Origin of the sequence: Flavobacterium channae (assembly GCF_021172165.1) — a bacterium.
Taxonomy (GTDB): domain Bacteria; phylum Bacteroidota; class Bacteroidia; order Flavobacteriales; family Flavobacteriaceae; genus Flavobacterium; species Flavobacterium channae.
In genome coordinates this window covers 2,046,447-2,070,881 of sequence record NZ_CP089096.1, presented here as the reverse complement: position 1 = coordinate 2,070,881, position 24,435 = coordinate 2,046,447, and the positions used below count along the sequence as shown (strand labels likewise).

General features: G+C 32.1%; 26 protein-coding genes and 1 tRNA gene. 12 read left to right on the top strand and 15 right to left on the bottom strand.

What is annotated here, in order from left to right; all coding sequences use genetic code 11:
* Positions 1-12 precede the first annotated feature (12 nt).
* The 6 genes from dcm to udk form a co-directional block, all read right to left on the bottom strand.
* Positions 13-1,275 carry a DNA (cytosine-5-)-methyltransferase gene (dcm, locus tag LOS89_RS09650; RefSeq protein WP_231835057.1) on the bottom strand — a complete coding sequence of 421 codons (1,263 nt, stop codon included), beginning with the start codon at positions 1,273-1,275 and terminating at the stop codon, positions 13-15.
* Positions 1,272-1,493 (bottom strand): helix-turn-helix domain-containing protein, encoded by a 222-nt coding sequence (locus tag LOS89_RS09645; RefSeq protein ID WP_231835056.1) that lies wholly within the window; start codon positions 1,491-1,493, stop codon positions 1,272-1,274. Before LOS89_RS09645 ends, dcm begins: the two co-directional genes overlap by 4 nt.
* Positions 1,494-1,631: 138 nt before the next feature.
* Complete coding sequence (gene scpA / locus LOS89_RS09640; RefSeq protein WP_231835055.1) at positions 1,632-3,752, bottom strand: methylmalonyl-CoA mutase; 2,121 nt, start codon at positions 3,750-3,752, stop codon at positions 1,632-1,634.
* A 195-nt stretch (positions 3,753-3,947) separates the two neighbouring features.
* Positions 3,948-5,309 carry a methylmalonyl-CoA mutase subunit beta gene (locus LOS89_RS09635; protein WP_231835054.1) on the bottom strand — a complete coding sequence of 454 codons (1,362 nt, stop codon included), beginning with the start codon at positions 5,307-5,309 and terminating at the stop codon, positions 3,948-3,950.
* 11 nt (positions 5,310-5,320) lie between these two features.
* The gene (locus tag LOS89_RS09630; RefSeq protein ID WP_231835053.1) at positions 5,321-5,680 is read right to left on the bottom strand and encodes an FtsB family cell division protein; all 360 of its coding nucleotides are present in this window, start codon (positions 5,678-5,680) and stop codon (positions 5,321-5,323) included.
* 3 nt (positions 5,681-5,683) lie between these two features.
* Complete coding sequence (gene udk / locus LOS89_RS09625; protein ID WP_231835052.1) at positions 5,684-6,292, bottom strand: uridine kinase; 609 nt, start codon at positions 6,290-6,292, stop codon at positions 5,684-5,686.
* Positions 6,293-6,481: 189 nt separating this feature from the next.
* Here udk and LOS89_RS09620 point away from each other — a divergent pair.
* Both LOS89_RS09620 and trxB read left to right on the top strand, forming a co-directional pair.
* Positions 6,482-6,556, top strand: a tRNA-Pro gene (locus LOS89_RS09620).
* A 133-nt stretch (positions 6,557-6,689) separates the two neighbouring features.
* The gene (gene trxB, locus LOS89_RS09615; RefSeq protein ID WP_231835051.1) at positions 6,690-7,637 is read left to right on the top strand and encodes a thioredoxin-disulfide reductase; all 948 of its coding nucleotides are present in this window, start codon (positions 6,690-6,692) and stop codon (positions 7,635-7,637) included.
* Between the two features lie 66 nt (positions 7,638-7,703).
* Here the strand turns inward: trxB and LOS89_RS09610 are convergent, their stop codons facing one another.
* Entirely contained in the window at positions 7,704-9,152 is a 1,449-nt protein-coding gene (locus LOS89_RS09610; protein ID WP_231835050.1) for a glyceraldehyde-3-phosphate dehydrogenase, read from the bottom strand.
* 190 nt (positions 9,153-9,342) lie between these two features.
* Between LOS89_RS09610 and LOS89_RS09605 the strand changes: the two genes are divergently transcribed.
* On the top strand, positions 9,343-9,981 hold the full coding sequence (locus LOS89_RS09605; protein WP_231835049.1) for an acyloxyacyl hydrolase: 639 nt from the start codon (positions 9,343-9,345) through the stop codon (positions 9,979-9,981).
* Positions 9,982-10,036: 55 nt separating this feature from the next.
* Here the strand turns inward: LOS89_RS09605 and LOS89_RS09600 are convergent, their stop codons facing one another.
* Positions 10,037-11,419, bottom strand: a complete 1,383-nt coding sequence (locus LOS89_RS09600; protein ID WP_231835048.1) for a Do family serine endopeptidase — start codon at positions 11,417-11,419, stop codon at positions 10,037-10,039.
* 125 nt (positions 11,420-11,544) lie between these two features.
* Between LOS89_RS09600 and dapF the strand changes: the two genes are divergently transcribed.
* The 5 genes from dapF (at position 11,545) to LOS89_RS09575 (ending at position 15,667) form a co-directional block, all read left to right on the top strand.
* The gene (gene dapF, locus LOS89_RS09595) at positions 11,545-12,333 is read left to right on the top strand and encodes a diaminopimelate epimerase (protein WP_231835047.1); all 789 of its coding nucleotides are present in this window, start codon (positions 11,545-11,547) and stop codon (positions 12,331-12,333) included.
* 14 nt (positions 12,334-12,347) lie between these two features.
* Positions 12,348-12,878: a GNAT family N-acetyltransferase gene (locus LOS89_RS09590; protein ID WP_231835046.1), complete on the top strand. Its 531-nt coding sequence runs from the start codon at positions 12,348-12,350 to the stop codon at positions 12,876-12,878.
* A 13-nt stretch (positions 12,879-12,891) separates the two neighbouring features.
* Entirely contained in the window at positions 12,892-13,932 is a 1,041-nt protein-coding gene (gene mltG / locus LOS89_RS09585) for an endolytic transglycosylase MltG (protein WP_231835045.1), read from the top strand.
* Between the two features lie 112 nt (positions 13,933-14,044).
* Positions 14,045-14,926 carry a DUF2279 domain-containing protein gene (locus tag LOS89_RS09580; protein ID WP_231835044.1) on the top strand — a complete coding sequence of 294 codons (882 nt, stop codon included), beginning with the start codon at positions 14,045-14,047 and terminating at the stop codon, positions 14,924-14,926.
* 96 nt (positions 14,927-15,022) lie between these two features.
* Complete coding sequence (locus tag LOS89_RS09575) at positions 15,023-15,667, top strand: peptidoglycan-binding protein LysM (RefSeq protein ID WP_231835043.1); 645 nt, start codon at positions 15,023-15,025, stop codon at positions 15,665-15,667.
* Position 15,668: 1 nt separating this feature from the next.
* Here LOS89_RS09575 and LOS89_RS09570 read toward each other — a convergent pair whose 3' ends face one another.
* From LOS89_RS09570 to dnaA, 3 genes are read right to left on the bottom strand one after another with little or no spacing between them, the layout of a single operon-like run.
* Positions 15,669-16,403, bottom strand: coding sequence for an SAM-dependent methyltransferase (locus tag LOS89_RS09570; RefSeq protein WP_231835042.1), 735 nt, complete (start codon positions 16,401-16,403; stop codon positions 15,669-15,671).
* A gap of 3 nt (positions 16,404-16,406) precedes the next feature.
* Positions 16,407-16,862 carry a low molecular weight protein-tyrosine-phosphatase gene (locus LOS89_RS09565; protein WP_231835041.1) on the bottom strand — a complete coding sequence of 152 codons (456 nt, stop codon included), beginning with the start codon at positions 16,860-16,862 and terminating at the stop codon, positions 16,407-16,409.
* A gap of 3 nt (positions 16,863-16,865) precedes the next feature.
* Positions 16,866-18,293: a chromosomal replication initiator protein DnaA gene (dnaA, locus tag LOS89_RS09560; RefSeq protein WP_231835040.1), complete on the bottom strand. Its 1,428-nt coding sequence runs from the start codon at positions 18,291-18,293 to the stop codon at positions 16,866-16,868.
* 204 nt (positions 18,294-18,497) lie between these two features.
* Here dnaA and LOS89_RS09555 point away from each other — a divergent pair, with 204 nt between their 5' ends.
* Entirely contained in the window at positions 18,498-18,908 is a 411-nt protein-coding gene (locus tag LOS89_RS09555; RefSeq protein WP_231835039.1) for an acyl-CoA thioesterase, read from the top strand.
* Here LOS89_RS09555 and LOS89_RS09550 read toward each other — a convergent pair.
* From LOS89_RS09550 to ribD, 4 genes are read right to left on the bottom strand one after another with little or no spacing between them, the layout of a single operon-like run.
* The gene (locus LOS89_RS09550; RefSeq protein ID WP_231835038.1) at positions 18,905-19,519 is read right to left on the bottom strand and encodes an IMPACT family protein; all 615 of its coding nucleotides are present in this window, start codon (positions 19,517-19,519) and stop codon (positions 18,905-18,907) included. The two genes, LOS89_RS09555 and LOS89_RS09550, sit on opposite strands and share 4 nt — an antisense overlap.
* 1 nt (position 19,520) lies before the next feature.
* Positions 19,521-20,381, bottom strand: coding sequence for an EamA family transporter (locus LOS89_RS09545; RefSeq protein ID WP_231835037.1), 861 nt, complete (start codon positions 20,379-20,381; stop codon positions 19,521-19,523).
* A 6-nt stretch (positions 20,382-20,387) separates the two neighbouring features.
* The gene (locus LOS89_RS09540; RefSeq protein WP_231835036.1) at positions 20,388-20,990 is read right to left on the bottom strand and encodes an HAD family hydrolase; all 603 of its coding nucleotides are present in this window, start codon (positions 20,988-20,990) and stop codon (positions 20,388-20,390) included.
* A complete protein-coding gene (gene ribD / locus LOS89_RS09535; protein WP_231835035.1) occupies positions 20,983-22,023 on the bottom strand; it encodes a bifunctional diaminohydroxyphosphoribosylaminopyrimidine deaminase/5-amino-6-(5-phosphoribosylamino)uracil reductase RibD in 1,041 nt (346 codons plus the stop codon). Before ribD ends, LOS89_RS09540 begins: the two co-directional genes overlap by 8 nt.
* A gap of 81 nt (positions 22,024-22,104) precedes the next feature.
* Between ribD and LOS89_RS09530 the strand changes: the two genes are divergently transcribed.
* The 3 genes from LOS89_RS09530 to prmC are packed head-to-tail and all read left to right on the top strand — an operon-like array spanning position 22,105 to position 24,389.
* Positions 22,105-22,584 carry a GNAT family N-acetyltransferase gene (locus LOS89_RS09530; RefSeq protein WP_231835034.1) on the top strand — a complete coding sequence of 160 codons (480 nt, stop codon included), beginning with the start codon at positions 22,105-22,107 and terminating at the stop codon, positions 22,582-22,584.
* 12 nt (positions 22,585-22,596) lie between these two features.
* Positions 22,597-23,508, top strand: coding sequence for a CDC27 family protein (locus tag LOS89_RS09525; RefSeq protein ID WP_231835033.1), 912 nt, complete (start codon positions 22,597-22,599; stop codon positions 23,506-23,508).
* Positions 23,508-24,389: a peptide chain release factor N(5)-glutamine methyltransferase gene (prmC, locus tag LOS89_RS09520; protein ID WP_231835032.1), complete on the top strand. Its 882-nt coding sequence runs from the start codon at positions 23,508-23,510 to the stop codon at positions 24,387-24,389. Before LOS89_RS09525 ends, prmC begins: the two co-directional genes overlap by 1 nt.
* The last annotated feature ends 46 nt before the right edge of the window (positions 24,390-24,435 follow it).

The window sequence follows — 24,435 nt, the reverse complement described above, 5'->3', positions numbered from 1 at the left end:
GTTATTTACCAATCAAAAAAGTTGTCTTTTTATTTCATTAAAAACTGTTTGAATTACAGGAACCGAAACACTATTTCCAAATTGTTTGTATGCTTGATTGTCCGAAACAGGAATCACATAATTTTTGGGATAACCTTGTAAATTTGCGGCTTCTCTTGGAGTTAATTTTCTTGGGTTTGAATCTTTTTGCTCAATTAATATTTCACTACCGTCTTTGTAATATCTTGCAGATATTGTGCTTGTGTATGGAGCGTTTTTGTCAAAAGAAGAAAAACCGAATCCGTTCCCTTTTTCTTTGTGTTCTTTTCTGCGTCTTAAATGTCCTGCATATAATTTATCTGAAATTGTATATTTTTCGTCAGGATTTTTAATTAGTATATCTCCAACTTTAGTAGATTTAATTTTAGTTAAATCATCTTTTTCATAAATAATGTTTTCCTCAAAATCAATTCCCAAAGGAAACTTAAAGTTTTTGTTTTTATCTTTTATCCAAGCAACAATGAATATTCTCTCACGATTTTGTGGAACCCCAAAATTTTTGGAATTTAAAATTTCAGTTTTTACTTCATAACCTAAATTATTAAGAGTTTTAATAATAGTTTTTAAGGTATTTCCCTTGTCATGATTTTTTAATCCTTTGACGTTTTCTAAAAATATTATGTCTATAGGATTCCCGTTTTCAATTCTTCTGTTTATGATATCAGCAACATCAAAAAATAAAGTTCCTCTAGTGTCTTCAAAACCCTTTTTTAATCCTGCATGAGAAAATGGTTGACAAGGAAAACCTCCACAAAGAACATTAAAATCATTTGGGATAAATGATTTTGTACTTTCTTTTGTAATATCTCCAAAGGGTGTTTCACCAAAATTCGCACGATAAGTTTTCTTTGCAAATTCATCCCATTCAGAAGTAAAAACACATTTTCCGCCTAAATTTTGAAGAGCAAGTCTAAATCCTCCAATTCCTGCAAATAGATCAATAAACTTAAAGTTATAATCTTTTGGAGTTGGGAAAGGAACATTTTCAACCTCAAAAAGGAGTTGTTGCAAAACAACATCAGAAACTAACGATAAGTTTTCTTCTTGATTTTTATATTCAATAATCTGATTTAAATATTCTGTTGCTTCTTTTTCAAAATGAGATTTTACTCCGTTTCTATAATTATGCAAGTAATGAGTTAATACAGCTTTTCTATTATCTTCTTCTTCTACAAAACGAATTTTAAATTTTTTCCCGTCAAATTCATCTATTGATATTGTCTCTTTCATCATCATTTCTTAAAATTTTTATCATTGAAAAACATTGTAAAATCACTTTCTAAAGCACAAATTATTTTTTCCATAATTTCTATGGAAACATTTCTTTTACCTTTTTCAATATCAGAAATGTAATTTCTGTCAACATTGGAAATATTGGCTAAATGCTCTATTGAAAAGTTTTTTTCTTCTCTAAGAGTTTTAACTTTTTGACCAAATTTTTCTTTAATATTCATGGTTATAAATTTATTGTTATGCTTACAATTGACCCGCTTACAATTGTAAGCATGATTTCTATAGTTGTTAACAATTTTTAGGCATAAAAAAACACCAACAGAAATGTTGGTGTTTTTTGTTTTTATATTGAGTTTAAGCTATTCTTCCAATAAAACCTCCAATATCGTAATCGCGGCATCGCTAATTTTAGTTCCAGGACCAAAAACAGCTACAGCTCCGGCGTCGAATAAGAATTGGTAGTCCTGTGCAGGAATTACTCCGCCCACAATCACCATAATATCTTCACGACCGTATTTTTTTAGTTCTTCAATTACTTGAGGTACTAAGGTTTTGTGTCCGGCTGCCAATGAAGAAACGCCTAAAATGTGTACGTCGTTTTCAACAGCTTGTTTCGCTGCTTCTTGTGGTGTTTGAAATAACGGACCAATGTCTACGTCAAAACCTACATCGGCATAACCTGTAGCGACTACTTTAGCACCACGGTCGTGACCGTCTTGTCCCATTTTGGCAATCATAATTCTTGGGCGACGTCCCTCTTTTTTAGCAAAGGTATCTGCTAATTGTTTTGCTTTTTCAAAGCTTTCGTCGTTTTTAATTTCTTTACTATACACACCACTAAAACTTCTAATTTGTGCTTTGTATCTTCCGAAAACAGTTTCTAAAGCATCGCTAATTTCACCTAAAGTAGCTCTGTTACGTGCTGCATCTACTGCTAAATCTAATAAGTTGCCGTTTCCTGTTTTGGCACATTCGGTTAATTTTGCTAAACATTCGGCAACTTTAGTGTTATCGCGAGTGGCTTTGATTTGTTCTAAACGTTCAATTTGTTGTTTGCGCACCATTTGGTTATCCACATCCAAAATATGTAACGGATCTTCTTTTTCCAAACGGTATTTGTTCACCCCAACAATAATATCTTGTCCGCTGTCGATACGTGCTTGTTTACGCGCAGCCGCTTCTTCAATTCTTAGTTTTGGAATTCCAGCTTCAATAGCTTTGGTCATTCCGCCAAGTGCTTCTACTTCTTCAATTAATGCCCAAGCTTTTTCAGCAATTTCAGCTGTTAAACTTTCTACATAATAACTTCCTGACCAAGGATCAACCGTTTTGCAAATTTTGGTTTCTTCTTGTAAAAATATTTGGGTATTACGAGCAATTCGTGCTGAGAAATCGGTTGGTAAAGCAATTGCTTCGTCTAAAGCATTCGTGTGCAACGATTGCGTCCCTCCAAACGCTGCTGCGGCTGCTTCAATAGCTGTTCGAGCTACGTTATTAAAAGGATCTTGCTCGGTTAAACTCCAACCAGAAGTTTGGCAGTGTGTTCTTAAAGCTAATGATTTATCGTCTTTTGGATTGAATTGCTTCAATAATTTTGCCCACAACATACGACCTGCACGCATTTTGGCAATTTCCATAAAATGATTCATACCAATTGCCCAGAAAAACGAAAGGCGAGGAGCGAAAGTATCAATATCCATTCCAGCAGCAATTCCTGTGCGAATGTATTCCAAACCATCGGCTAACGTGTACGCCAACTCAATATCAGCTGTAGCACCTGCTTCTTGCATGTGGTAACCTGAAATCGAAATAGAGTTGAACTTCGGCATGAATTTACTCGTGTATTCGAAAATATCCGCAATAATTTTCATCGAAGGTGTTGGTGGATAAATATAAGTGTTACGCACCATGAATTCCTTCAAAATATCATTCTGAATCGTTCCAGATAATAGGTTAGGAGTAACGCCTTGTTCTTCCGCTGCCACGATGTAGAATGCCATAATAGGTAAAACCGCACCATTCATCGTCATCGAAACCGACATTTCCCCTAACGGAATTTGGTCGAAAAGTACTTTCATATCTTCCACCGAGTCAATCGCAACTCCAGCTTTTCCAACATCACCGACAACACGTTCGTGGTCAGAATCGTATCCTCTGTGTGTGGCTAAATCGAAGGCAACAGATAAACCTTTTTGCCCAGCAGCTAAGTTTCTTCTGTAAAAAGCGTTACTTTCTTCCGCAGTTGAAAATCCCGCATACTGACGAATAGTCCAAGGTCGGCGAACGTACATGGTGGCGTATGGTCCGCGTAAATTAGGTGCAAAACCAGCTGCAAAACCTATGTGTTCTAAATTGGTAATATCTTCTTCAGAATAAGTTGGTTTTACTTCAATTCCTTCAGCCGTTGTGAAAGACTTTTGACTTTCGACTTTCGACTTTTGACTTTTGACTAATTGTATATGTTGTATGTTTTTTCTCATTTTTTTAAGTTTTATAATCTACTGATTAGAATATAAAGTAGAACAAAAAGAAATGGACTCAATGCAGTAATTAAACCAATTATTATGTAAAATTTAGCTTTCTTTTTTTGTATTGTGTCTTTGTTTAATAGTGATACTCCGTAACCAGCTACTAAAAGCCCAATTATAAATAATATTGTTGAAAATCCGATCATCTTATTCCGAAGCTAATCTATCTTGTTCTAATTTTTCGGCTAATCTTCTCTCAATGATAGGAGTAATTAGCGTTTTTCTTGGATTTTGTTTCACAAAAGGATACAATTCCAAATCATCTTTCATGCGATCGTTTTTGTTGGGATACTTGTTTGTACCCAATAAAACTTCTTTTCCAGAATCGAAAAGGTCTTGTTCTTTATCAGCGCTTTCTTTGATTTTTCGTTGGATAGTTCCATCAACTAATTGCGAAAGTAAACCACCATTTTTCTCAATATCTTTAAACAATTCTAAAGCTTTTTCAGCTAATTGTTCGGTCAAAGTTTCAATATAATATGCGCCATCTGAAGCGTTATTTACTTTATCGAAATAACTTTCGTGTTTTAAAACTAACAATTGGTTTCTCGAAATTCTATCACCAAACTCGTTGTCTTTGTGGTAAATAGCATCGTAAGCTAAATTCGCAACAGCATCAGCGCCACCTAAAATTGCCGACATGCATTCGGTAGTTGTGCGCAACATATTTACATTATAATCATATAACGTTTTGTTGCGTTTTGAAGGTGTTGCAATGATATGACAATCGAAATTGTGATTGTATTCTTTAGCTACTGTATTGAATAATAATCGTAAAGCTCTTAATTTGGCTATTTCGAAGAAATAATTCGTTCCAACAGCAACTTCTATAACGATTGGTTGATTGATTGCTGGAATTCTGTTGAAATATTCGTTTGCGTGTGCTAAAGTGTAAGCCAATTGCTGTACAATATTAGCACCAGCGTTTTGATAAACTCCGCTTGATATAGTTAAAAACGGAATAGTTGTTTTAGTAGCAATTGCATTAAGCTTTTCGAAATCTTTTTCAAGGAATTCAAACCAGTTTCCTTCTTTTTCTAATTGTCCAATTGGGTCAACCTGAACATAAATATTTACCTTGTTTTTAGAAGCAAAATCATTTATTTTAGTTACGAAATCGTTTGAAAGGAAAGGTAAATTGAAATAATAAATTACGTTTTCAAAAGGAAGTTTTTGCATTAATTCTTCAACTGAAACTGTATCGTTTTCAATTGTAAAGCGAATACTTTCTGCACCTCTTTTTAACGTTTCTAATGCGCGAGAATTTGATTTTTTTACGTCGTGAACAAATATGTTTTGAACAATTGTAAAAGGTTTTGAAGGCGCAATTGCATTCAGATTTACTTCCGTTTCGTCATTATGATAAAACGGTTTTACTTTTATTCCTTCTGGACTTTCCCAAACTAAAGTTTCGTTATAATCAGCACCTTTTAGTTCGTATTGAATTTGCTGCTTCAATTGTTTGGAAGTAACTGCATCAAAATCGGAAAATAGATTATTGTTAGCCACGAATTATATATTTAATTGTTACTATTTGTTTTTTCTGCATCAGCTTCAGCTTTCTTTTCTTCTTCAAATTCGATGATGTAAATGTCTTCGTTGTCACGTTTCATATAATATTTTTCGCGACCAAACTTTTCTACATAGTCATCGTTTTTTAATTCTTTAATGCTGATGCTGTCTTTTTTTATTTCAGTTTTGTAATACTGAATGTTGTCTTCGATTTCATCAATTTCATTATCTAAAACGCGGTGTTCTAAATACGAATAGTTGTCAAAGAAAATCATCCAAATCATAAAGGGTATTAAAACCAAGACATAGCGGTTCGCTAAAAACTTTAGGAACGGATATTTGGCTAAAAGACTCTTTATTTTTTTCATTTTTTAAGCAATACGTTGGTTGATAACAGCACGTACAACATCAATTGCAACGGTGTTATATTTGTCATTTGGAATAATAATATCAGCAAACGCTTTTGTAGGCTCGATGAATTGCTCGTGCATTGGTTTTAAAGTAGTTTGATAACGATTCAAAACTTCTTCCATATCACGACCACGTTCTGCAATGTCACGTTTTAAACGACGAATTAATCGTTCATCAGAATCTGCATGTACGTAAACTTTAATGTCAAACATGTCTCTTAATTCTGGATTTGTTAGAATTAAAATTCCTTCAACAATCATAACTTTTCTTGGATGCGTAATCACTTTATCATCGGTTCTATCGTGTGTTACAAACGAGTAAACTGGTTGTTCAATAGTTTTTCCATCTTTTAAATCTTTAAGATGTGTAACCAATAATTCAAAATCAATAGCTCTTGGATGGTCAAAATTGATTTTAGTTCTTTCTTCATATGAAAGATGATGTGTTTCTTTATAATAAGAATCTTGAGAAATTATTCCTACTTCAGTAGCAGGTAACTCATTCATAATCTGATGTACAACAGTTGTTTTTCCACTTCCGGTTCCGCCGGCAATTCCAATAATAAGCATATAGATTCTTAAGGTTGATTGTTTTAGCAAAAATAGAAATAATATTCTATGTGTTTTTTGTTTTCTTTAGAAAGTTTAGGAATAATTGCTAAAAAAATATAGGTAATAAGCGGTAAATAAATTATTTTAAAAAAAGAATTGATTTATTTGCTACAATAGAAATTAGTTATATATTTGCACTCACAAATTCGGGGTGTAGCGTAGCCCGGTTATCGCGCCTGCTTTGGGAGCAGGAGGCCGCAGGTTCGAATCCTGCCACCCCGACAAAACCTTCTTGAAACTTCAGGAAGGTTTTTTTTATTGTCAAAAATTATACATTCATAATTAAAACTAATTCAATTTTAAGAAATAATTTTAATTAAAAACTTACATTTGCTACTCTTAAAAGAATAAAGTTATGTCAGATACAATCGAAAAAGTAAAATGTTTAATTATAGGTTCTGGTCCAGCAGGTTATACTGCAGCTATTTATGCGGCTAGAGCTAACATGAATCCAGTATTATATCAAGGAACACAACCAGGAGGTCAGTTAACAACAACAAATGAAGTAGAAAATTTTCCTGGTTATCCTGAAGGTGTAACTGGACCTGAAATGATGGTGCAATTGCAATCTCAAGCACAACGTTTTGGAACTGATGTACGTGATGGTTGGGCTACAAAAGTTGATTTTTCTGGAGAAGTTCATAAAGTTTGGATTAACGATACAATTGAAATTCATGCAGAAACTGTAATTATTTCTACAGGAGCTTCTGCTAAATATTTAGGTTTAGAATCAGAACAACTTTACTTAAAATTAGGAGGTGGTGTTTCAGCTTGTGCGGTTTGCGACGGATTTTTCTATAGAAATCAAGAAGTTGTAATCGTTGGAGCAGGAGATAGCGCTTGTGAAGAAGCACATTACTTATCTAAATTATGTAAAAAAGTAACGATGTTAGTACGTAGCGATAAATTTAGAGCTTCTAAAATTATGGCAGAACGTGTACAAAAAACAGAAAATATCGAAATTTTAATGCATACTGAAACAGAAGAAGTTTTAGGTGACGGACAAGTAGTAACTGGAGTTAGAGCAAAAAACAAAACTACAGGAGAAGTTGTTGAAATTCCGGCTACAGGATTTTTCGTAGCCATTGGTCATAAACCTAACACAGATATTTTTGCGGATTATATTACATTAGACGAAACAGGTTATATTGTAAATGTTCCTGGAAGTTCTAAAACAAATGTTCCTGGTGTTTTTGTTGCTGGTGATGCTGCTGATCATGTATATCGTCAGGCAATTACAGCTGCAGGAACAGGATGTATGGCAGCTTTAGATGCAGAACGTTATTTAGCTTCGAAAGAGTAATCAAATTGAATATAAATAGAAAAGCCCTTAGTGAAAACTAAGGGCTTTTTTTATTGTTGCCATCTACTAATAGTAGCTGTATCTTCTTACTTTAGCAATGTATTTTGCTAAACGAATAACTTGGTGACTGTAACCATATTCGTTATCGTACCAAACATACATAACAATGTTTTTTCCGTCTCCAGAAACAATAGTAGCATTGCTGTCAAAAATAGCAGGAGCAGAAGTTCCTACGATATCTGATGATACTAACTCGTTGTTTAAAGAGTATTTAATTTGCTCTACAAGATCACCTTCTAAAGCGTATTTTTTCATGATGTTGTTAACTTCATCAATTGAAGTGTTTTTTCCAACTTCTAAATTCAATACTACTAATGATCCGTTTGGAACAGGAACACGAATAGCGTTTGATGTTAATTTACCTGCTAATGAAGGCAATGCTTTTGCAACTGCACTTCCAGCACCAGTTTCAGTAATAACCATATTTAAAGCAGCAGCACGACCTCTACGGTATTTTTTGTGCATATTGTCTACTAAGTTTTGGTCATTTGTATATGCGTGAATCGTTTCTAAATGTCCTTTAACAACTCCTAAAGTATCTTCAACAGCTTTTAAAACTGGCGTAATAGCGTTTGTTGTACAAGAAGCAGCAGAAAAGATGTTTACTTCTTCTGGGTTGTAATCTTCATGATTAACACCGTATACAATATTTGGAACTCCTTTTCCAGGCGCAGTTAATAATACTTTTTCAGCACCTTTAGAAGTTAAATGACGTTTTAAAGCTTCTTCAGTTGTAAAAGCTCCTGTGTTATCAATTACTAAAGCATCTTCAATTCCGTAAGCAGTATAATCAATTTCTTCTGGAGTATTTGCTGTAATAATGTGAACAGTAGTTCCATTAATTAATAAAGCGTTGTTTTCTGGATCAGCAATTACGGAACCTTGAAAATCGCCATGAACTGAATCATAACGTAATAATGAAGCTCTTTTTTCTAATAAAACAGCATCATTTTTATCTCTTGTAACGATTGCTCTTAAACGTAATTGTTGTCCTTTTCCAATTTTAGACATCATTTCACGAGCTAATAAACGTCCAATTCTACCAAATCCGTAAAGAACTACATCTTTTGGTTTTATTTCTTGGAAGTTTTTAGCATTTTTTAATTTGTCGATAACAAATGCTTTTGCATCGTTGTATTTGTCATCTTCTAAATGATATTCATAAGTTAATTTACCAATGTCGATTCTTGAAGGTGGTAAATCCAAATCGATAATAGCGCTTGCAATTTCAACAGAATCAAAAACGTTAATTGGTTTTCCAACAAATGCACCAGCATACTCGTGTAAGTTGATGATTTCGCTTACGTTTTTGTCTATTAATTGATTACGGAATAAAACCAATTCGATTGATTTGTCATACCATAAATCACTGATGATTTTAATGAATTCTACCCCAGCTTTTCTTCTGTCTGCCTGAAAAGCTAATTCTTTTTCGTATAAAGAAATATTGCTCATGAAAATATAATGTGTTGTTTTGTGGTGCAAAAGTATAGATTTCAATCGTTTTCGTAAAATTTTTTTAATAAAAAAACCAGACATTATTTTGTTTAGTTTTTTGAAACCATTTTTTTTACATAAAAAAGATATAAATATTTATTAGAAAAATAATTAAGTTATTTTTGAGGTTTTATAAAATGATACATTAATGAGAAAAAAAATATTTGTTGCGCTTTTAGTTTTTAGTTCTTTAATCTCTTATTCTCAAGATTCAATTGTTGAAAAAAGATGGCTTAGAATTGGGTTTGTTTATGGATTTTCTGCTCAAAATAGAATTATTAAACAAGATAGTGATTATACTTATGAAAGTAATGCTTTTAAATTATCTAGTCAATTCAAATTATACAATAAAAATAAGCATTTTTTTGAAATTTTAATTGAACCAAGTTATTACAATTCTAAACATGAATCTTTAAATCCTTGGCATGATTTTTACACGAGTTCGGATAATCCAGATTATTATAGAGATTTATATATGAGAATGAAGACTATAAATGAATATGTTCTGAATTTAGGAATAATTTATAGGTATAGATTAACAAATAATATTTCGTTTTATGCTTTAGGTAATGTTGGGCCAATGTATATAGATACAGATACAGAAATGTTGAAAAAGGGATTTGCTTTTAGCGATATTTTTGCTCTAGGTAGTAATTATAAAGTGGGTAATTATTCATTTGATTTGAAAATGATGGCTCGTCATGTTTCTAATTTAGATTTACAAAAGCCTAATTATGGCTTAAATTCGTTTGGGTTTGAATTTGGAACATATTATGAATTTAATTAATATAAAATCGCAATAGTACCTATTGCGATTTTATATTCTTTTTTTGAATCAAAGCTTACATGATGATGCTGTACATTTGACCATTTTTAGAAATTAACTGATATCTAGCTTTTTGATTTTCTTTTTTTGCTAAGTAACTTGATACCGTTTCCATATCTTTTGCCTTGTTGCCATCAATGCTTAGGATTACAGCGCCATCTAAAATATCGCTATATTCTGCATATTCTGGATTGTTTACTTTTTTAATCTTAATTCCTTCTTTAATATTAAATTGTTTTTTATCGGCAGCATCCAAATCTTCAAATTCAATTCCGTTGAATTCGTAATTTAAAATTTCTTTTTTGGTTAACTTAACGGGTAATGTTTTTTGTTTGCCATCTCGTAAAACAACTACTTGAATAACATCATTAGGTCGTTTTGTGTTGATATATGCTGATAATTCTGAATAACTGTTGATTTTTTTGCTATCCAATTGAATAATAATATCTCCCTTTGATAATCCTGCTTTTTCGGCACCTGAATTTTTGGTTACTTTATTTACATAAAAACCTTGAGTTTCTTTAACGCCTAATTCTTTAGCATAGGTTGAATTTAATTCGCCACCTTCAACACCTAAAACGCCACGTTGTACATTTCCGAACTGCATTAAATCTTCAATGATTTTTCTCGTCAAATTCGATGGAACTGCAAAAGAATACCCAGCATAACTTCCCGTTGGAGATGAAATCATAGTATTGATTCCTACTAATTCGCCACGAGTGTTTACTAAAGCACCACCACTGTTTCCAGGGTTAACAGCTGCATCCGTTTGAATAAATGATTGAATGCCATTGTTTGATAAATTTCTCGCTTTTGCCGAAACAATACCAGCAGTAACAGTTGAGTTTAAGTTGTATGGATTCCCAACAGCCAAAACCCATTCACCTACTTTTATCGCATCAGAATCACCAAATACCACATAAGGTAATTTTTCATCAGCATCAACTTTTAATAAAGCAACGTCCATTTTGGAATCAGTTCCAACCAATTTTGCTTTGTACGATTTGTTATTATTTAAGGTAACTTCTAATTCAGTTGCATCCTGAATTACGTGATTGTTGGTTACAATATAACCATCTTCAGTAATGATAACTCCTGAACCAGTTCCGATTTGTGTTTGTTCTCTCTGTCCTTGATAACCGTAGAAAAACTCCATTAAAGGATTATTGGGAACTTTTGAAACACTCACGTTTTTAACGTGAACAACGGCATGAACCGTGTTTTCTGCCGCAGCAGTAAAATCAATATTTTCGGCTCCTAAACTCACATTTTTTGCGTAATTAGGAGTTGCAATGGTTAATTTACCTGAATTATCAGGTTCTAAAAAGAATTTGTAAGCGCCTAATGTAACGGCTCCACTTAACAATGATACGAATACTAAACTTCCAAATTTTTTCATAATAACTTCATTTTTATATTAGTAAAATTAAGAACAATTTTTTTTCACAAAATCACTTTAACGCCCGATTAACAATGTTTAACATCTTATTAATAATTTGTACTTTTGTATAAATTAAATAAGCAATGCAACTTACATTTTATAAATATCAAGGAACTGGAAACGATTTTGTTATGATTGATAATCGTAGTGAATTTTTTCCCAAAAATAATACCAAACTAGTTGAACAACTTTGTGACAGAAGATTTGGCATAGGTGCTGATGGATTGATACTTTTAGAAAACCATCCGCAATATGATTTTAGAATGGTATATTACAATTCTGATGGAAACGAAAGTAGTATGTGTGGTAATGGTGGTAGATGTTTGGTAGCTTTTGCAAAACAAATGGGAGTTGTTGCTAATAAGGCAGAGTTTGAAGCAGTAGATGGATATCATTACGCAACAGTTGATAATGAAGGAATTGTAGCGCTTCAAATGAAAGATGTTGATACTGTTAATCAATATGAAAATTATACTTTTTTAAATACAGGTTCGCCACATCATGTGCAATTGGTTGATGATTTAGTAAGTTTGGATATTAAAACTGAAGGTGCTAAAATTCGTTACTCTGATTTGTATGGAAAAGCAGGAAGTAATGTTAACTTTGTTCATCAATTAGCAAATGACATTTTTGCAGTTCGTACTTACGAGCGAGGTGTAGAAGATGAAACTTTATCTTGTGGTACTGGTGTTACTGCGGTTGCAATTGCTATGCATCAAACAGGAAAAACCAATAATAATGTAATTGATTTAAATGTTGAAGGTGGTAAATTAAAAGTGCAATTTGATGTTGATAATGGAAATTATACCAATGTTTTTTTAATTGGTCCCGCAACATTTGTTTTTGAAGGAAAGATTAATTTAGATTTTTGAACTTGAATTTGAAAGTGGTAACATTAAAAGGAAATACAATTTATCTGAGAGCTCTTGAACCAGAAGATTTAGAATTTATCTATAAAATAGAAAATAATGAAGCTATATGGGAAGTGAGCAACACTCAAACGCCTTACAGTCGCTTTTTGATACGTCAGTATTTAGAAAATGCGCAACAAGATATATATGAAGCTAAGCAATTGCGTTTGGCAATTTGTTTGAACACCATGTTTGATGCAATTGGATTAATTGATTTGTTTGATTTTGATCCAAGAAATAATAGAGCTGGTGTAGGGATTATAATCTCTGATGAAGATAACAGAAATTCCGGCATTGGTTCTGAAGCTTTGAGTTTGGTTATCCAATTTGCTTTCAATCAATTACAGTTGCATCAATTGTATGCAAATATTGGAGAAAATAATCCGATAAGTATTTCTCTTTTTACTAAATTTGGCTTTCAGAAAATAGGAGTAAAAAAAGATTGGAATAAAATAAACAATCAGTACGAAGATGAAATTTTATTTCAATTAATCAATCAACAGTAAAACGACGCACCCCTTGAACGTTAAAAAACTTATTTCAATAGTAGCTGTAGCTGGGATAGTAATAGCATCTATATTAGGAACTTTTGTTTATTTTAAAGCATTTACAGCTAATACCCAGTTTGCACAAGATGAGGTTTTTGTATATGTGCCAACAGATGCTACTTATGGTCAGGTAAAAGAAATTTTATCACCTTTAGTAAAAGATGTTGATAAGTTTGATTTTGTTGCAACTTCTAGAAATTACGATACGAATGTAAAATCGGGTAAGTTTCTTTTAAAGAAAAACATGACAAGTTTTGATATTGTTAGAAGTTTGCGTTTGAATGTTCCTGTAAAAGTGGCTTTCAATAATCAAGAAACGTTAGGAAAGTTGGTTCAGCGTTTGGCTACACAATTAGAACCAGATAGTTTAAAATTAGAAGTAGCTTTTACAAATTCTCCGTTTTTAGAAGAAAATGGTTTAACGGAAGAAACGGCATTAGCACTTTTTATTCCAAATACCTATGAATTTTATTGGAATACACCCGCTGAAAAAATTGCTCAAAAATTAGCTAAAGAATATCATGTTTTTTGGAATAATGATCGCTTGGCAAAAGCAAAAGAAAAAGGATTAACGCCTATTCAAGTATACACTTTAGCGTCTATAGTGCATAAAGAAACAGCTAAAGTTGATGAAAGACCAACAGTAGCTGGAGTTTATTTGAATCGTTTACAACAAGATATGCCGTTGCAAGCTGATCCGACAGTAATTTTTGCGATTAAAAAACGTTCTGGCGATTTTGACCAAGAAATTAAACGTGTTTTTTATAACGATTTACGAATTCAGTCACCTTATAACACTTATATAAATAAAGGATTGCCTCCAGGACCAATTGCAATGCCTGATGTTTCTGCTATAGACGCAGTTCTTAATGCTGATAATCACGATTACATTTATTTCTGTGCTAATCCAGATAAACCAGGTTATCATGTTTTTGCTTCTAGTTATGAAGCACATCAAGTTAATGCTAAAAAATATGCGGATTGGGTTTCTAAATTAGGAATCAATCGATAATTTGTATTAAATGAATAAACTAAAATCAGTATTTTTTTCTTTCGATTTTAAGAATTGTAATTTCAGGTATATTGAATTTGCATTTTTAACAAGGAAAAAAGTATTGATTTTTTTGCTTTTATTCTCTTTTTTTGCGCAATCACAATCTAAGCTTAATTCATTTTTAACACCATCTGATACTTTAAATAAAGCAAGAAAAACAAATGTTTTTATTGGAGAGTCGGTTGCGTTAGGGGTAACTTTAATTGGTCTTAATCAGGTTTGGTATAAAGATTATCCGCAAACTAATTTTCATTTTATAAACGACAATAACCAGTGGTTGCAAATGGATAAGTTCGGGCATTTATATTCGTCTTATCATTTGGGTAGAGCTGGTGCCGAGTTGTTACAATGGAGTGGCGCTTCGCAAAAAGAACAATTGCTTTATGGAGCAACTCTTGGGCTTGGTTTCTTAACAGTAGTTGAGGTTTTTGATGGTTTTTCACAAGAATGGGGTGCTTCAACTGGTGATGTTATTGCTAATGTTAGTGGGACAGCTTTATATGTAACTCAAGATTTGCTTTGGAAAGAGCAACGAATTTTACCAAAATTTTCTTTTCATCAAACAAAATATGCGAAATACCGACCAGAAACATTGGGAGCATCTTTAAATGAACAAATTTTAAAAGATTATAACGGACAAACGTATTGGTTGTCATTTAATATTCATTCGTTTACGAAAGATACGTTTTTTCCTAAGTGGTTAAATGTGGCTTTAGGGTATGGAGCTGATGGAATGATTTATGGAGATAAAGATGAAGCAATTGCAAATTCTGTAATTCAAAATCCATATCGTCAATTTTATCTTAGTTTTGATGTTGATTTGACAAAAATTGAAACAAAATCACATTTTTTAAAGACTCTTTTTTCTGTTTTTAATACAATAAAAATTCCGGCACCAACTTTGCAATACGATGATTATAACGGAGTTAAAGCGCACTTTATCTACTTTTAGAAAAGATTAACATGCTGTAAATCAATATTATAATTTTTTTTGTATATTTGCCCCGGTAATTTCAGATGGGTGACAGACGCTGAGAAATAACAATTCATGATAAAAAAAGGGTCGTATTTAATAGGATTGACACTCCTAGTATTAGTCGTTTCTTCGGGTTTTATAACCTTTAAAGAAGAAAAATTGGAAGGGTTTCATTTGGGTAATTTAGAGGTAATCAAATACCATGTTCCAAATGAATACGAAAACGAAGAAGTAATTCCAGTTAAAGTACCTCAGGTTGGTAAATCATTTGCTGGTTTTGCTCAAAAGATGGCTTACAAAGAGTCAAGGGGAATCTTACATTTAGTAAACCCATACGGATACATGGGGAAATACCAATTCGGAAGAAGTACATTACGTACAGTTGGTATTTACGATTTTCAAGAATTTTTACGTAACGCTGAATGGCAAGATGAAGCTTTTAAAGCTTTAATTGCTCGTAATAAGTGGGAATTACGTAAAGAAATCGAGAAATATTGTGGTAGAGTTATTAATGGAGTTGAAATTACAGAGTCTGGATTAGTAGCTGCTGCACATTTAGGTGGTGCTGGTTCTGTAAAAAAATATTTGAGAAGTAACGGTCGTAACGGTTTCAAAGATGGTTTTGGAACATCACTTTCAAGTTACATCAGAAAATTTTCAAATTATGATATTTCACACATTAAAGCAAATGCAAACGCTAAAGTAGATTTAGATTAATTTACATTTTGTGAATAATAAAAATACAAGGTCGATTATGTAAATCGGCCTTTTCTTTTTTCCACTGATTTACAGTTTTAGTTTTGATAAATTCCGTTGGCAAAGTAATATCACAAGCTACACACAAAAGTGTATTTGGTTGTAAAATTTGCAACAAATCTTCCATTAGTTTGTTGTTACGATAAGGTGTTTCTATAAACAATTGCGATTGGTTTTTATCTTGGGATAAACGTTCGTAATTTTTTAAAGCTTGTTTTTTATCGTTTTTATCAATAGGTAAATAACCGTTAAAAGCAAAACTTTGACCGTTCATTCCGCTAGCCATTAATGCTAATAAAATAGAACTTGGACCTACTAAAGGAACTACTTGGATTCCTTTTTCGTGAGCCAGTTTTACAATCGCAGCTCCAGGATCAGCAACGCCAGGACAACCTGATTCGCTCATTAATCCTATGTTTTCTCCTCTTAATAATGGTTGGATAAATTCGTTATGATCAGAAATGTCGGTATGTTTGTTTAATACCGAAATTTTTAATTCTGGTTGTTTTTTTTCAGGATGAATGCTTTTGATGAATTTTCGAGCAGTTTTCTCGTTTTCAACAATATAATAGTTTACAAAATCAATGGTTCTTTTTATGGTTTGAGGTAAAACATCTTCCGGAACTACTGTTGTCTCTCCAGGATTAGATAGCGTAATGGGAATTAAATACAGTTTACCTAAAGCATTTGATTTCATGATTTATCTCTTAAGTTTTCTTGCAATTTCTTCACAAGCTTGGTCTAGCATGTCAAAAACATTTTCAAATCCGTCTTGACCTCCATAATAAGGATCAGGAACATCAACATTTTCTCCAGGAAAAAGCTCATTTAAAATTAATTTTACTTTTGATTTTGCTACATCATTTGGTGCCAAAGCCAAAACATCTTTGTAATTAGAATTATCCATTACAAAGATATGGTCAAAAGTATCAAAATCACTTTTTTTGAATTGTCTTGCTCTTTGATTGGTGATATCTAAACCCCTATTTTTTGCAGTAGCAATTGAACGTTTGTCAGGTAATTCTCCTGCGTGCCAACCTCCAGTTCCTGCTGAATCTACTGTAAAATCTTCGGAAAGTTTAGAGCGCATAATACCTTCTGCCAAAGGAGAACGGCAAATATTTCCTAAGCAAACCATTAAGATTTTTGTAGCCATGAATTATAGCGATAACTTCTTGTTGATATCGTCAACGAATTTACGGAATTGTTTGTCAGTAGTAACTAAGTTATCAACTGTTTTACAAGCATGAAGAACCGTTGCGTGGTCTCTGTCTCCAATTTGCGAACCAATGTTTGCCAAAGAAGCTTTCGTAAATTTCTTAGCAAAGAACATCGCTAATTGTCTAGCTTGTACAACGTGACGTTTTCTAGTTTTTGACTGTAACGTTTCAACATCCAATTGGAAATAATCAGAAACAATTTTCTGGATATAATCAATTGAAATTTCACGCTTAACGTTTTTAACGAATTTCTCAACGACTTGTTTAGCTAATTCAATAGTAACCTCACGTTTGTTGAAAGACGATTGTGCAATTAATGAAATAATAGCACCTTCTAATTCACGAACGTTTGATTTGATGTTTTTAGCAACATATTCAACTATTTCGTCAGGCATTTCTACACCATCTCTAAATAAAATATTATTTAAGATAGAAATACGAGTTTCATAGTCTGGTTGATGTAATTCTGCAGATAATCCCCATTTGAAGCGCGATAATAAACGTTGTTCAATATCTTGCATGTCAACAGGTGCTTTGTCTGAAGTTAAGATAACTTGTTTTCCGTTTTGGTGTAAATGGTTGAAAATATGGAAAAACACATCTTGAGTTCCTGATTTACCAGATAAGAATTGTACATCATCAATAATCAAAACATCGATTAATTGATAAAAATGAATAAAATCATTACGTGTATTTTTCTTAACCGAATCAATATACTGTTGTGTGAAAATTTCAGCCGAAATATATAAAACAGTTTTTTCTGGATATTTATCTTTGATTTCAACTCCAATAGCATGAGCTAAGTGAGTCTTCCCTAGTCCAACACCACCAAAAATTAATAATGGGTTGAATGAAGTTCCTCCTGGTTTGTTGGCAACAGCCATACCAGCACTTCTTGCTAAACGGTTTGAATCTCCTTCTAAGAAGTTGTCAAAACTGTAATTAGCATTTAATTGCGATTCGATTTTTAAATTACGAATTCCAGGAATTACAAAAGGGTTTTTCAATTCAGGATTTTTATTCACAATTGGAACATCTACTTCCTGAGGTTTTACGGCAGTTCTGTTATAACTTGGTATTTGCTCAGTAAATGGAAGTTTGTTACCATAAGTGTTTTCCATTTTAATTTTATACAATAACTTTGCGCCTGGTCCTAATTCTTTAGTCAAGGCAACTTTTAATAATTTTACATAGTGTTCTTCTAACCATTCGTAGAAAAATTTACTAGGTACTTGAATAGACAACGCGTTATCGTTTAGCTCAACTGACTGTATAGGTTCAAACCAAGTTTTATAAGCTTGATCTTGAATATTGTCTTTTATGAAAGACAGACAGTTATTCCATACCGATTGCGCAGTTTTTGTCATAGATTCAATTAATTATTACTAGTTTATTTTTAGTTTTGTAAAGGTTACAAAAGTGAACAGAATGAATATTCAGTTCGAATTATTTGGGTTAGCAAATATGTGAACAATTTTTTGTAAAAAAAATTTTTTTAGACTTGATTTTTAAAAAAAAATATTGTAAGCCTAAGAGGATTTTTTTTAATGTTAATTTAATATAGATTTAATATGAGAGAATATCAGTTTCAAGTTCGTGTGCGTTATGCGGAAACAGACCAAATGGGAGTCGTTTATCATGGGAATTATGCACAGTATTTTGAGATGGGAAGAGTGGAATGGCTAAGGAATATGGGGGTTTCTTATAAATGGATGGAAGAAAATGGGGTAATGTTGCCTGTAGTTACTTTGAATATGAATTATAAAAAGCCAGCTCGCTATGATGATTTGCTAACTGTTAAAACAATATTCAAAAGTCAGACCTCAGTAAAGATAGAATTTGACTATGAAATCTATAATGAAGCAAATGAGTTATTAACAACTGGTTATTCAATGTTGGTATTTGTAGACATGAAATCTGGGCGTCCAATTTTGCCTCCAAGTTACGTTTCGGAGAAGATAAACATGTTTATTGAAAGTTAGATTTCGGTTAATTTAATCTCATATAAATTTTCAAAAGTGTCCAAAAGATTTTGGACATTTTTTTTTCGGGTTGCAATTGTAATTTCGCAATCCATTTCCATTTTTTGAGAAACAATATTTAGATTTTTTTCTTTAATAATGCGCATCACTTTATTCATGTTGGCATAGCCAAAGGAGATGGTAAATTGTTTGTCGATTGTTTTTTCGATAATTTCAGAATTTTCCAATGCCATTTGAGCTGCAATTTTATATGCAGAAATTAATCCGCCTACACCAAGTTTTACACCTCCAAAGTAACGAACTACCACAACTAATACGTTTGTGACTTCAAACGACTGAATTTGACCGTAAATAGGCATTCCAGCACTGTTATTAGGTTCACCATCATCATTGGCACGATATTGAATTTTTTCAGTACCAATTTGGTAAGCATAACACCAATGACGAGCAGAAAAATGTTCTTTTCGCAAACGTTCTAAAATTGCTTTTATTTCATCTTCGGTAGTCACGGGAAAAGCATAGCCAAAGAATTTGCTATTTTTTTCTTTGTATAATACTTCTTCTGAAGCGGTTGAAATTGTTTTGTAAGTGTCTATTTCTGAAAAGTCCATTTTAATAAGTAACTAAAAATAAGGCGAATAAAGCCAATATTATTCCAAAAGCATTTCTTTTTGAAATACTCTCTTTAAAGAAAAGTATGCCTACAAAGGTAGAAACAATTACAATAGCAATGTTGTGAATAGTAAATAAAGTAGCACTTTGAAAGGCTTTTGCTTCTAACATTTTTACTAAATAGTATAATGAAAAATAATTTGGCAATCCTAAAACGATTCCTCCAATAATATTTCTTGCTGAAAATTTGATTTGTCCTCTAATGGTTAAAAAGAGGATGGTTAAAACACCAACACTAAACGCACAAAAAAATGTAACTGTTGAAAATAATCCGATTTGATTTGAAGGAACATGATAAGTTTGAAGGTATTTTAAACTTGAATCAATTGTTCCGGCTCCTAAAAAAACTAAAATGGGATAAATTAAATTATTGGCTTCTTGTACTTCGCCTGTTTCTTTTTTTGAAGTAAAGTAAACTGCAATTAGTGCTAATACAATACCTGTAATTTTTATATAGCTTAATTTTTCATCGTATAAAATAACACCAAGAGTAATAGGGATTATAACCGACATTTTTGAAGCCACAGAAGCTACAGAAAGTCCGTTTCGTTGCGAAGTTAGTGTAGTTGCATAAAAAGTGGATATGAAAACAAAACCCAAAAGAATACTTCCTTTGAACCAATCGCATTTAAAAACCTCAGTTGCATCAGTTGTGTTGTCTAAAAAAAATAGACCTACACTAAAGGCTATCAGATAATTTATTACTAAAGCTTGTAATGCATCAATATTATATTTTGCAAAAAGTTTAATAATTACAAAAAGAACAGCATTAAATAAAATGCTTAGTAATAAATAAATCACTATAAATTAAATTATTATTTTATCAAAAAGTTGGGTAACATCCTCAGTTCCTACTTGAAGGTTCCAAACTTGCATTCCTAGTTTTTGAGCCATATCTGTATTTTCCTTTTTATCGTCGATAAATAGTGTTTTTTTTGGATTCAAATTATGATTGTTGATTACATATTTGAAAGCGTTTTCATCTGGTTTTCTTAAACCAATTTCATAGGAGAAATATACTTTTTCAAAACAACTATAAAAATCGCGTGCAAAAGTTAAGCCTTCTTTGTGCTCAAATTTTTCAATATGTGTATGATCGGTATTACTTAAAAGAAATAAACGATATTTTGATGAAATCATCTGTAGAAATTCCAAGCGTTTTAGCGGAAAATCTCCTAAAATAGAATTCCAAGCAGCTCTAATTTCTGTTAAATCAGCATTGGGTAAATGTTTTTGAAAACCTTGCATGAATTCAAGTTCGTCGATTTTTCCAATCTCGTACTTTTTATTTAGAGCATCTAAATCATCATGCCAAGCCGTTAAACCTAATTTTCTAAATTCAGTATCAATAGCTTGTTTGTTCAAATCGATAAAAACATCGCCAAAATCAAAAATAATTGCCTCAATCATAATTGCTGAAAATTTTAAGTTCATCATCTATTATGTCAAAACTAGCTACCGGTTTTCCGGAAATCTTAGGGGCTATTGTGCCGTTTTGAAATGTTGTTTTTCCTATAAAAACTCTAGCTTCATCCCATAAATTTGCATCTATAAACGATTGTAAAGTTTTATAACCTCCTTCTATTATTACCGATTGAATGTCATTTTTATACAAAATATCACAAATCGACGGAATAAGGTTAGTAAAGATAGTATTTTCATAGATACAATTTTCAGTTGATGTGAAATTTTCGTTTTCTGTAATGAAAATTGTCTTTTGTGAATTATCTTTTACGTGATAGTTTTCAGAAATTTTGCCTAATTTGTCAATGACCACTCGAATGGGATTATTCCCTTTGAAATCGCGAGCATCTAATTTTGGATTATCTTCAAAAACGGTATTCGTTCCTACTAAAATAGCTTGTTCTTCAGTTCGCCATTTATGAACCAATTGTCTCGAATAGTTATTCGTAATCCAAACCGGTTTTTTTTCTTCTTTCGAAATCGGAGCAATAAACCCATCAGCAGATTCTGCCCATTTTAAAATAATGTAAGGTCGTTTCTTTTTATGGAATGTAAAAAAGCGTTTGTTGAGTTCGTTACACTCGTCTTCCAAGACACCAACAGTAACATTTTTACCGCTTTCGATTAATTTTTTGATGCCATTTCCAGCCACTTTTGCAAATGGGTCAACTGTTCCCACTATAACATTCGGAATTTCATTTGCAATGATTAAATCGCAACAAGGAGGCGTTTTTCCAAAATGACTGCACGGTTCTAAACTCACATAAATCGTAGCTTCTTTTAATAACGATTTATCCTTTACTGAATTCACCGCATTAACTTCTGCATGAGCTTCACCTGCTTTTTTATGCCAACCTTCACCAATAATTTTACCTTCATGCACAATAACACTTCCCACTAACGGATTAGGATAGGTAGTTCCCAAACCATTTTTAGCAAGTTCAATGCAGCGTTTCATGTAAATTTCGTGCGTCGTCATAATACAAAAGTAGTATTTTTAAGATAGAATTAATAATCGATTCTACCAATTTATGTACTTTTACCCAACAATAAAAACACAATGATAATTAGAGAAATCCAACAGAAAGATAATGCGGCCATAGCTAAAGTAATTCGAGATATTTTTCATGAATTAGATGCTCCAAAAGTTGGGACAGCTTACGCAGATCCTATTTTAGATACGCTTTACGAAGTATATCAAGAACCACGTTCTGCCTATTATGTTGTAGAAAACGAAGGTAGAGTAGTTGGTGGTTGTGGTGTTGCTCCTTTAGAAAATGGTGATGTTTCGGTATGTGAATTACAAAAAATGTATTTTGCTCCCGAAATTAGAGGCACTGGTTATGCAGAAAAAATCATTGAAAAATGTTTGGAATTTGCTAAAGCGCAAGGTTTTGAAATTTGTTATTTGGAAACATTGGCTTTTATGACTGCAGCTCAAAAGTTATATAAAAGAATAGGTTTTGAAAATATCGATGGTCCTTTAGGAAACACAGGACATAACAGTTGCCAAGTTTGGATGACGAAACAATTAAAATAACATTCAAAGTTCATGAAGATTAAAATTTTAGTTTTTTTAATGATGACATTAGTTGGTTTTTCTCAAGAGAAAAAAATCAACGAGGAATACAATTACATAAACGATTATTATCAGTTTGTTTATCAAGCACATTATTCATACTTAAAGGGAGATTATCAAAAAACTTATGATTTATTAAAAACAGCTGAGAAGAATTGTCCGTTATTGAACCAAACAGGAATTTATGAACCAATGATTTTAGCAGAATCTGCGGTTAAATTAGGAAAACATAAAGAAGCATTAGCTTATATTGAGTTAACATTAAAAGAGTTTGGTATAAAATTTAGTTATTTTGAAAACAATTTTGATTTTGAAGAATTAAAATCTTCTAAACGATGGAAGAAAATTAAAAATAAAGCTGAAAAATATTACAAGGATTATATTCAAAAGATTGACTTTTCTTTGAGAAAAGAGTTAAACTTGATGAAGAAAGAAGATCAAAGAGTTAGAACTAATGGTTTTGATGCCGAAGGAGCTAAAATAGTAGATAGTGTGAATAATGAAAAGCTAAAAAGAATAGTAGCTGATTGTGATTGCTATCCTAACTACTCATTAAATTTAATTGGTAATTATGAGGTTGATGAGTTTGACCCAGACATATCAGTTTTAATAATGCATATCAGTTCTGAAGATTCTGAATATTGGCAACCGATTTTTCTCGATTTAATTAGAAGAGGTAGAGCTCCTGCCGATATCTATGGAAGTTTAATTGATAGCAATTTAAGAAGTAATGGAATTTATCGATATGGAATTTACAATAATATCAAGAAAGATAAAATTGACGATTTTGAAAATTTAGATAAACGGAGAATAGCTGTAGGTTTGCCTCCATGGCAATTACAAAAAGATATTTTCGAACTTATTAGAAAAAAATACGGATTCTAATGCTACTAAAACAATACAAACACCATTTTTTCGATTCGTTACAAGATATTCAAGAAGAACAAGAAATTGAAAGTTTTTTTTTCATCTTAACGGAATATTTGCACAATTTGAAACGAGTAGATTTGGCTTTGAATCCTAATTTTGAATTGACTGAAGCAGAAGTTGAAAAATGGAATTTTATTCTAGCTGAATTGCAACAAGAGAAACCCATTCAATATATCATAGGAGAAGCTTGGTTTTATGGTTTGCCATTTGAAGTTAATGAAAATACCTTAATTCCTAGACCAGAAACAGAGGAATTGGTTGAATGGATTTTGAATTCAGCTATAACCAATTACCCATCACCTTTAACTATTTTAGACATTGGAACAGGTACAGGTTGCATCCCTATTTCTATAAAAGCAAATTTAGCGCAAGCCAATGTTTCGGCAATTGATGTTTCCGAAAAAGCATTAGAAGTAGCCAAAAGAAATGCAGCATCAAATAAAGTTGAAATCAATTTCATTCAAGCTAACATATTAGAAGTAGAAGATTTATTAAAATTCCCTTTACCCTTTACCCAAAACCTTTTACCTTTAGACATCATTGTTTCTAATCCGCCTTATGTTCGCAATTTAGAAAAGCAAGAAATCAAAAAGAATGTTTTGGACTACGAACCACATTTGGCTTTGTTTGTTGAAGATACCGATGCACTTCTTTTTTATAGAAAAATTGCACAATTGGCTATGAAAAACTTGTCTCCAAACGGATTGTTATTTTTCGAAATCAATCAATATCTAGGAAAAGAAACAGTTGAATTACTTGAAAATCTAGGTTTCAAAAATATCGAATTACGTAAAGACTTCGTTGGTAATGATCGAATGATAAAATGTACAAGGTAAGAAGTACGAGGTACGAAATGTATTTGACTTATTAGGTAGGGAATTA

What these genes read in the sequence shown, in the direction of transcription:
- dcm (WP_231835057.1), bottom strand. Translation starts at nt 1,275, where the DNA reads ATGATGATGAAAGAGACAATATCAATAGATGAATTTGACGGGAAAAAA.
- LOS89_RS09645 (WP_231835056.1), bottom strand. Translation starts at nt 1,493, where the DNA reads ATGAATATTAAAGAAAAATTTGGTCAAAAAGTTAAAACTCTTAGAGAA.
- scpA (WP_231835055.1), bottom strand. Translation starts at nt 3,752, where the DNA reads ATGAGAAAAAACATACAACATATACAATTAGTCAAAAGTCAAAAGTCG.
- LOS89_RS09630 (WP_231835053.1), bottom strand. Translation starts at nt 5,680, where the DNA reads ATGAAAAAAATAAAGAGTCTTTTAGCCAAATATCCGTTCCTAAAGTTT.
- udk (WP_231835052.1), bottom strand. Translation starts at nt 6,292, where the DNA reads ATGCTTATTATTGGAATTGCCGGCGGAACCGGAAGTGGAAAAACAACT.
- trxB (WP_231835051.1), top strand. Translation starts at nt 6,690, where the DNA reads ATGTCAGATACAATCGAAAAAGTAAAATGTTTAATTATAGGTTCTGGT.
- LOS89_RS09610 (WP_231835050.1), bottom strand. Translation starts at nt 9,152, where the DNA reads ATGAGCAATATTTCTTTATACGAAAAAGAATTAGCTTTTCAGGCAGAC.
- LOS89_RS09605 (WP_231835049.1), top strand. Translation starts at nt 9,343, where the DNA reads ATGAGAAAAAAAATATTTGTTGCGCTTTTAGTTTTTAGTTCTTTAATC.
- LOS89_RS09600 (WP_231835048.1), bottom strand. Translation starts at nt 11,419, where the DNA reads ATGAAAAAATTTGGAAGTTTAGTATTCGTATCATTGTTAAGTGGAGCC.
- dapF (WP_231835047.1), top strand. Translation starts at nt 11,545, where the DNA reads ATGCAACTTACATTTTATAAATATCAAGGAACTGGAAACGATTTTGTT.
- LOS89_RS09575 (WP_231835043.1), top strand. Translation starts at nt 15,023, where the DNA reads ATGATAAAAAAAGGGTCGTATTTAATAGGATTGACACTCCTAGTATTA.
- LOS89_RS09570 (WP_231835042.1), bottom strand. Translation starts at nt 16,403, where the DNA reads ATGAAATCAAATGCTTTAGGTAAACTGTATTTAATTCCCATTACGCTA.
- LOS89_RS09565 (WP_231835041.1), bottom strand. Translation starts at nt 16,862, where the DNA reads ATGGCTACAAAAATCTTAATGGTTTGCTTAGGAAATATTTGCCGTTCT.
- dnaA (WP_231835040.1), bottom strand. Translation starts at nt 18,293, where the DNA reads ATGACAAAAACTGCGCAATCGGTATGGAATAACTGTCTGTCTTTCATA.
- LOS89_RS09555 (WP_231835039.1), top strand. Translation starts at nt 18,498, where the DNA reads ATGAGAGAATATCAGTTTCAAGTTCGTGTGCGTTATGCGGAAACAGAC.
- LOS89_RS09550 (WP_231835038.1), bottom strand. Translation starts at nt 19,519, where the DNA reads ATGGACTTTTCAGAAATAGACACTTACAAAACAATTTCAACCGCTTCA.
- LOS89_RS09540 (WP_231835036.1), bottom strand. Translation starts at nt 20,990, where the DNA reads ATGATTGAGGCAATTATTTTTGATTTTGGCGATGTTTTTATCGATTTG.
- ribD (WP_231835035.1), bottom strand. Translation starts at nt 22,023, where the DNA reads ATGACGACGCACGAAATTTACATGAAACGCTGCATTGAACTTGCTAAA.
- LOS89_RS09530 (WP_231835034.1), top strand. Translation starts at nt 22,105, where the DNA reads ATGATAATTAGAGAAATCCAACAGAAAGATAATGCGGCCATAGCTAAA.
- LOS89_RS09525 (WP_231835033.1), top strand. Translation starts at nt 22,597, where the DNA reads ATGAAGATTAAAATTTTAGTTTTTTTAATGATGACATTAGTTGGTTTT.
- prmC (WP_231835032.1), top strand. Translation starts at nt 23,508, where the DNA reads ATGCTACTAAAACAATACAAACACCATTTTTTCGATTCGTTACAAGAT.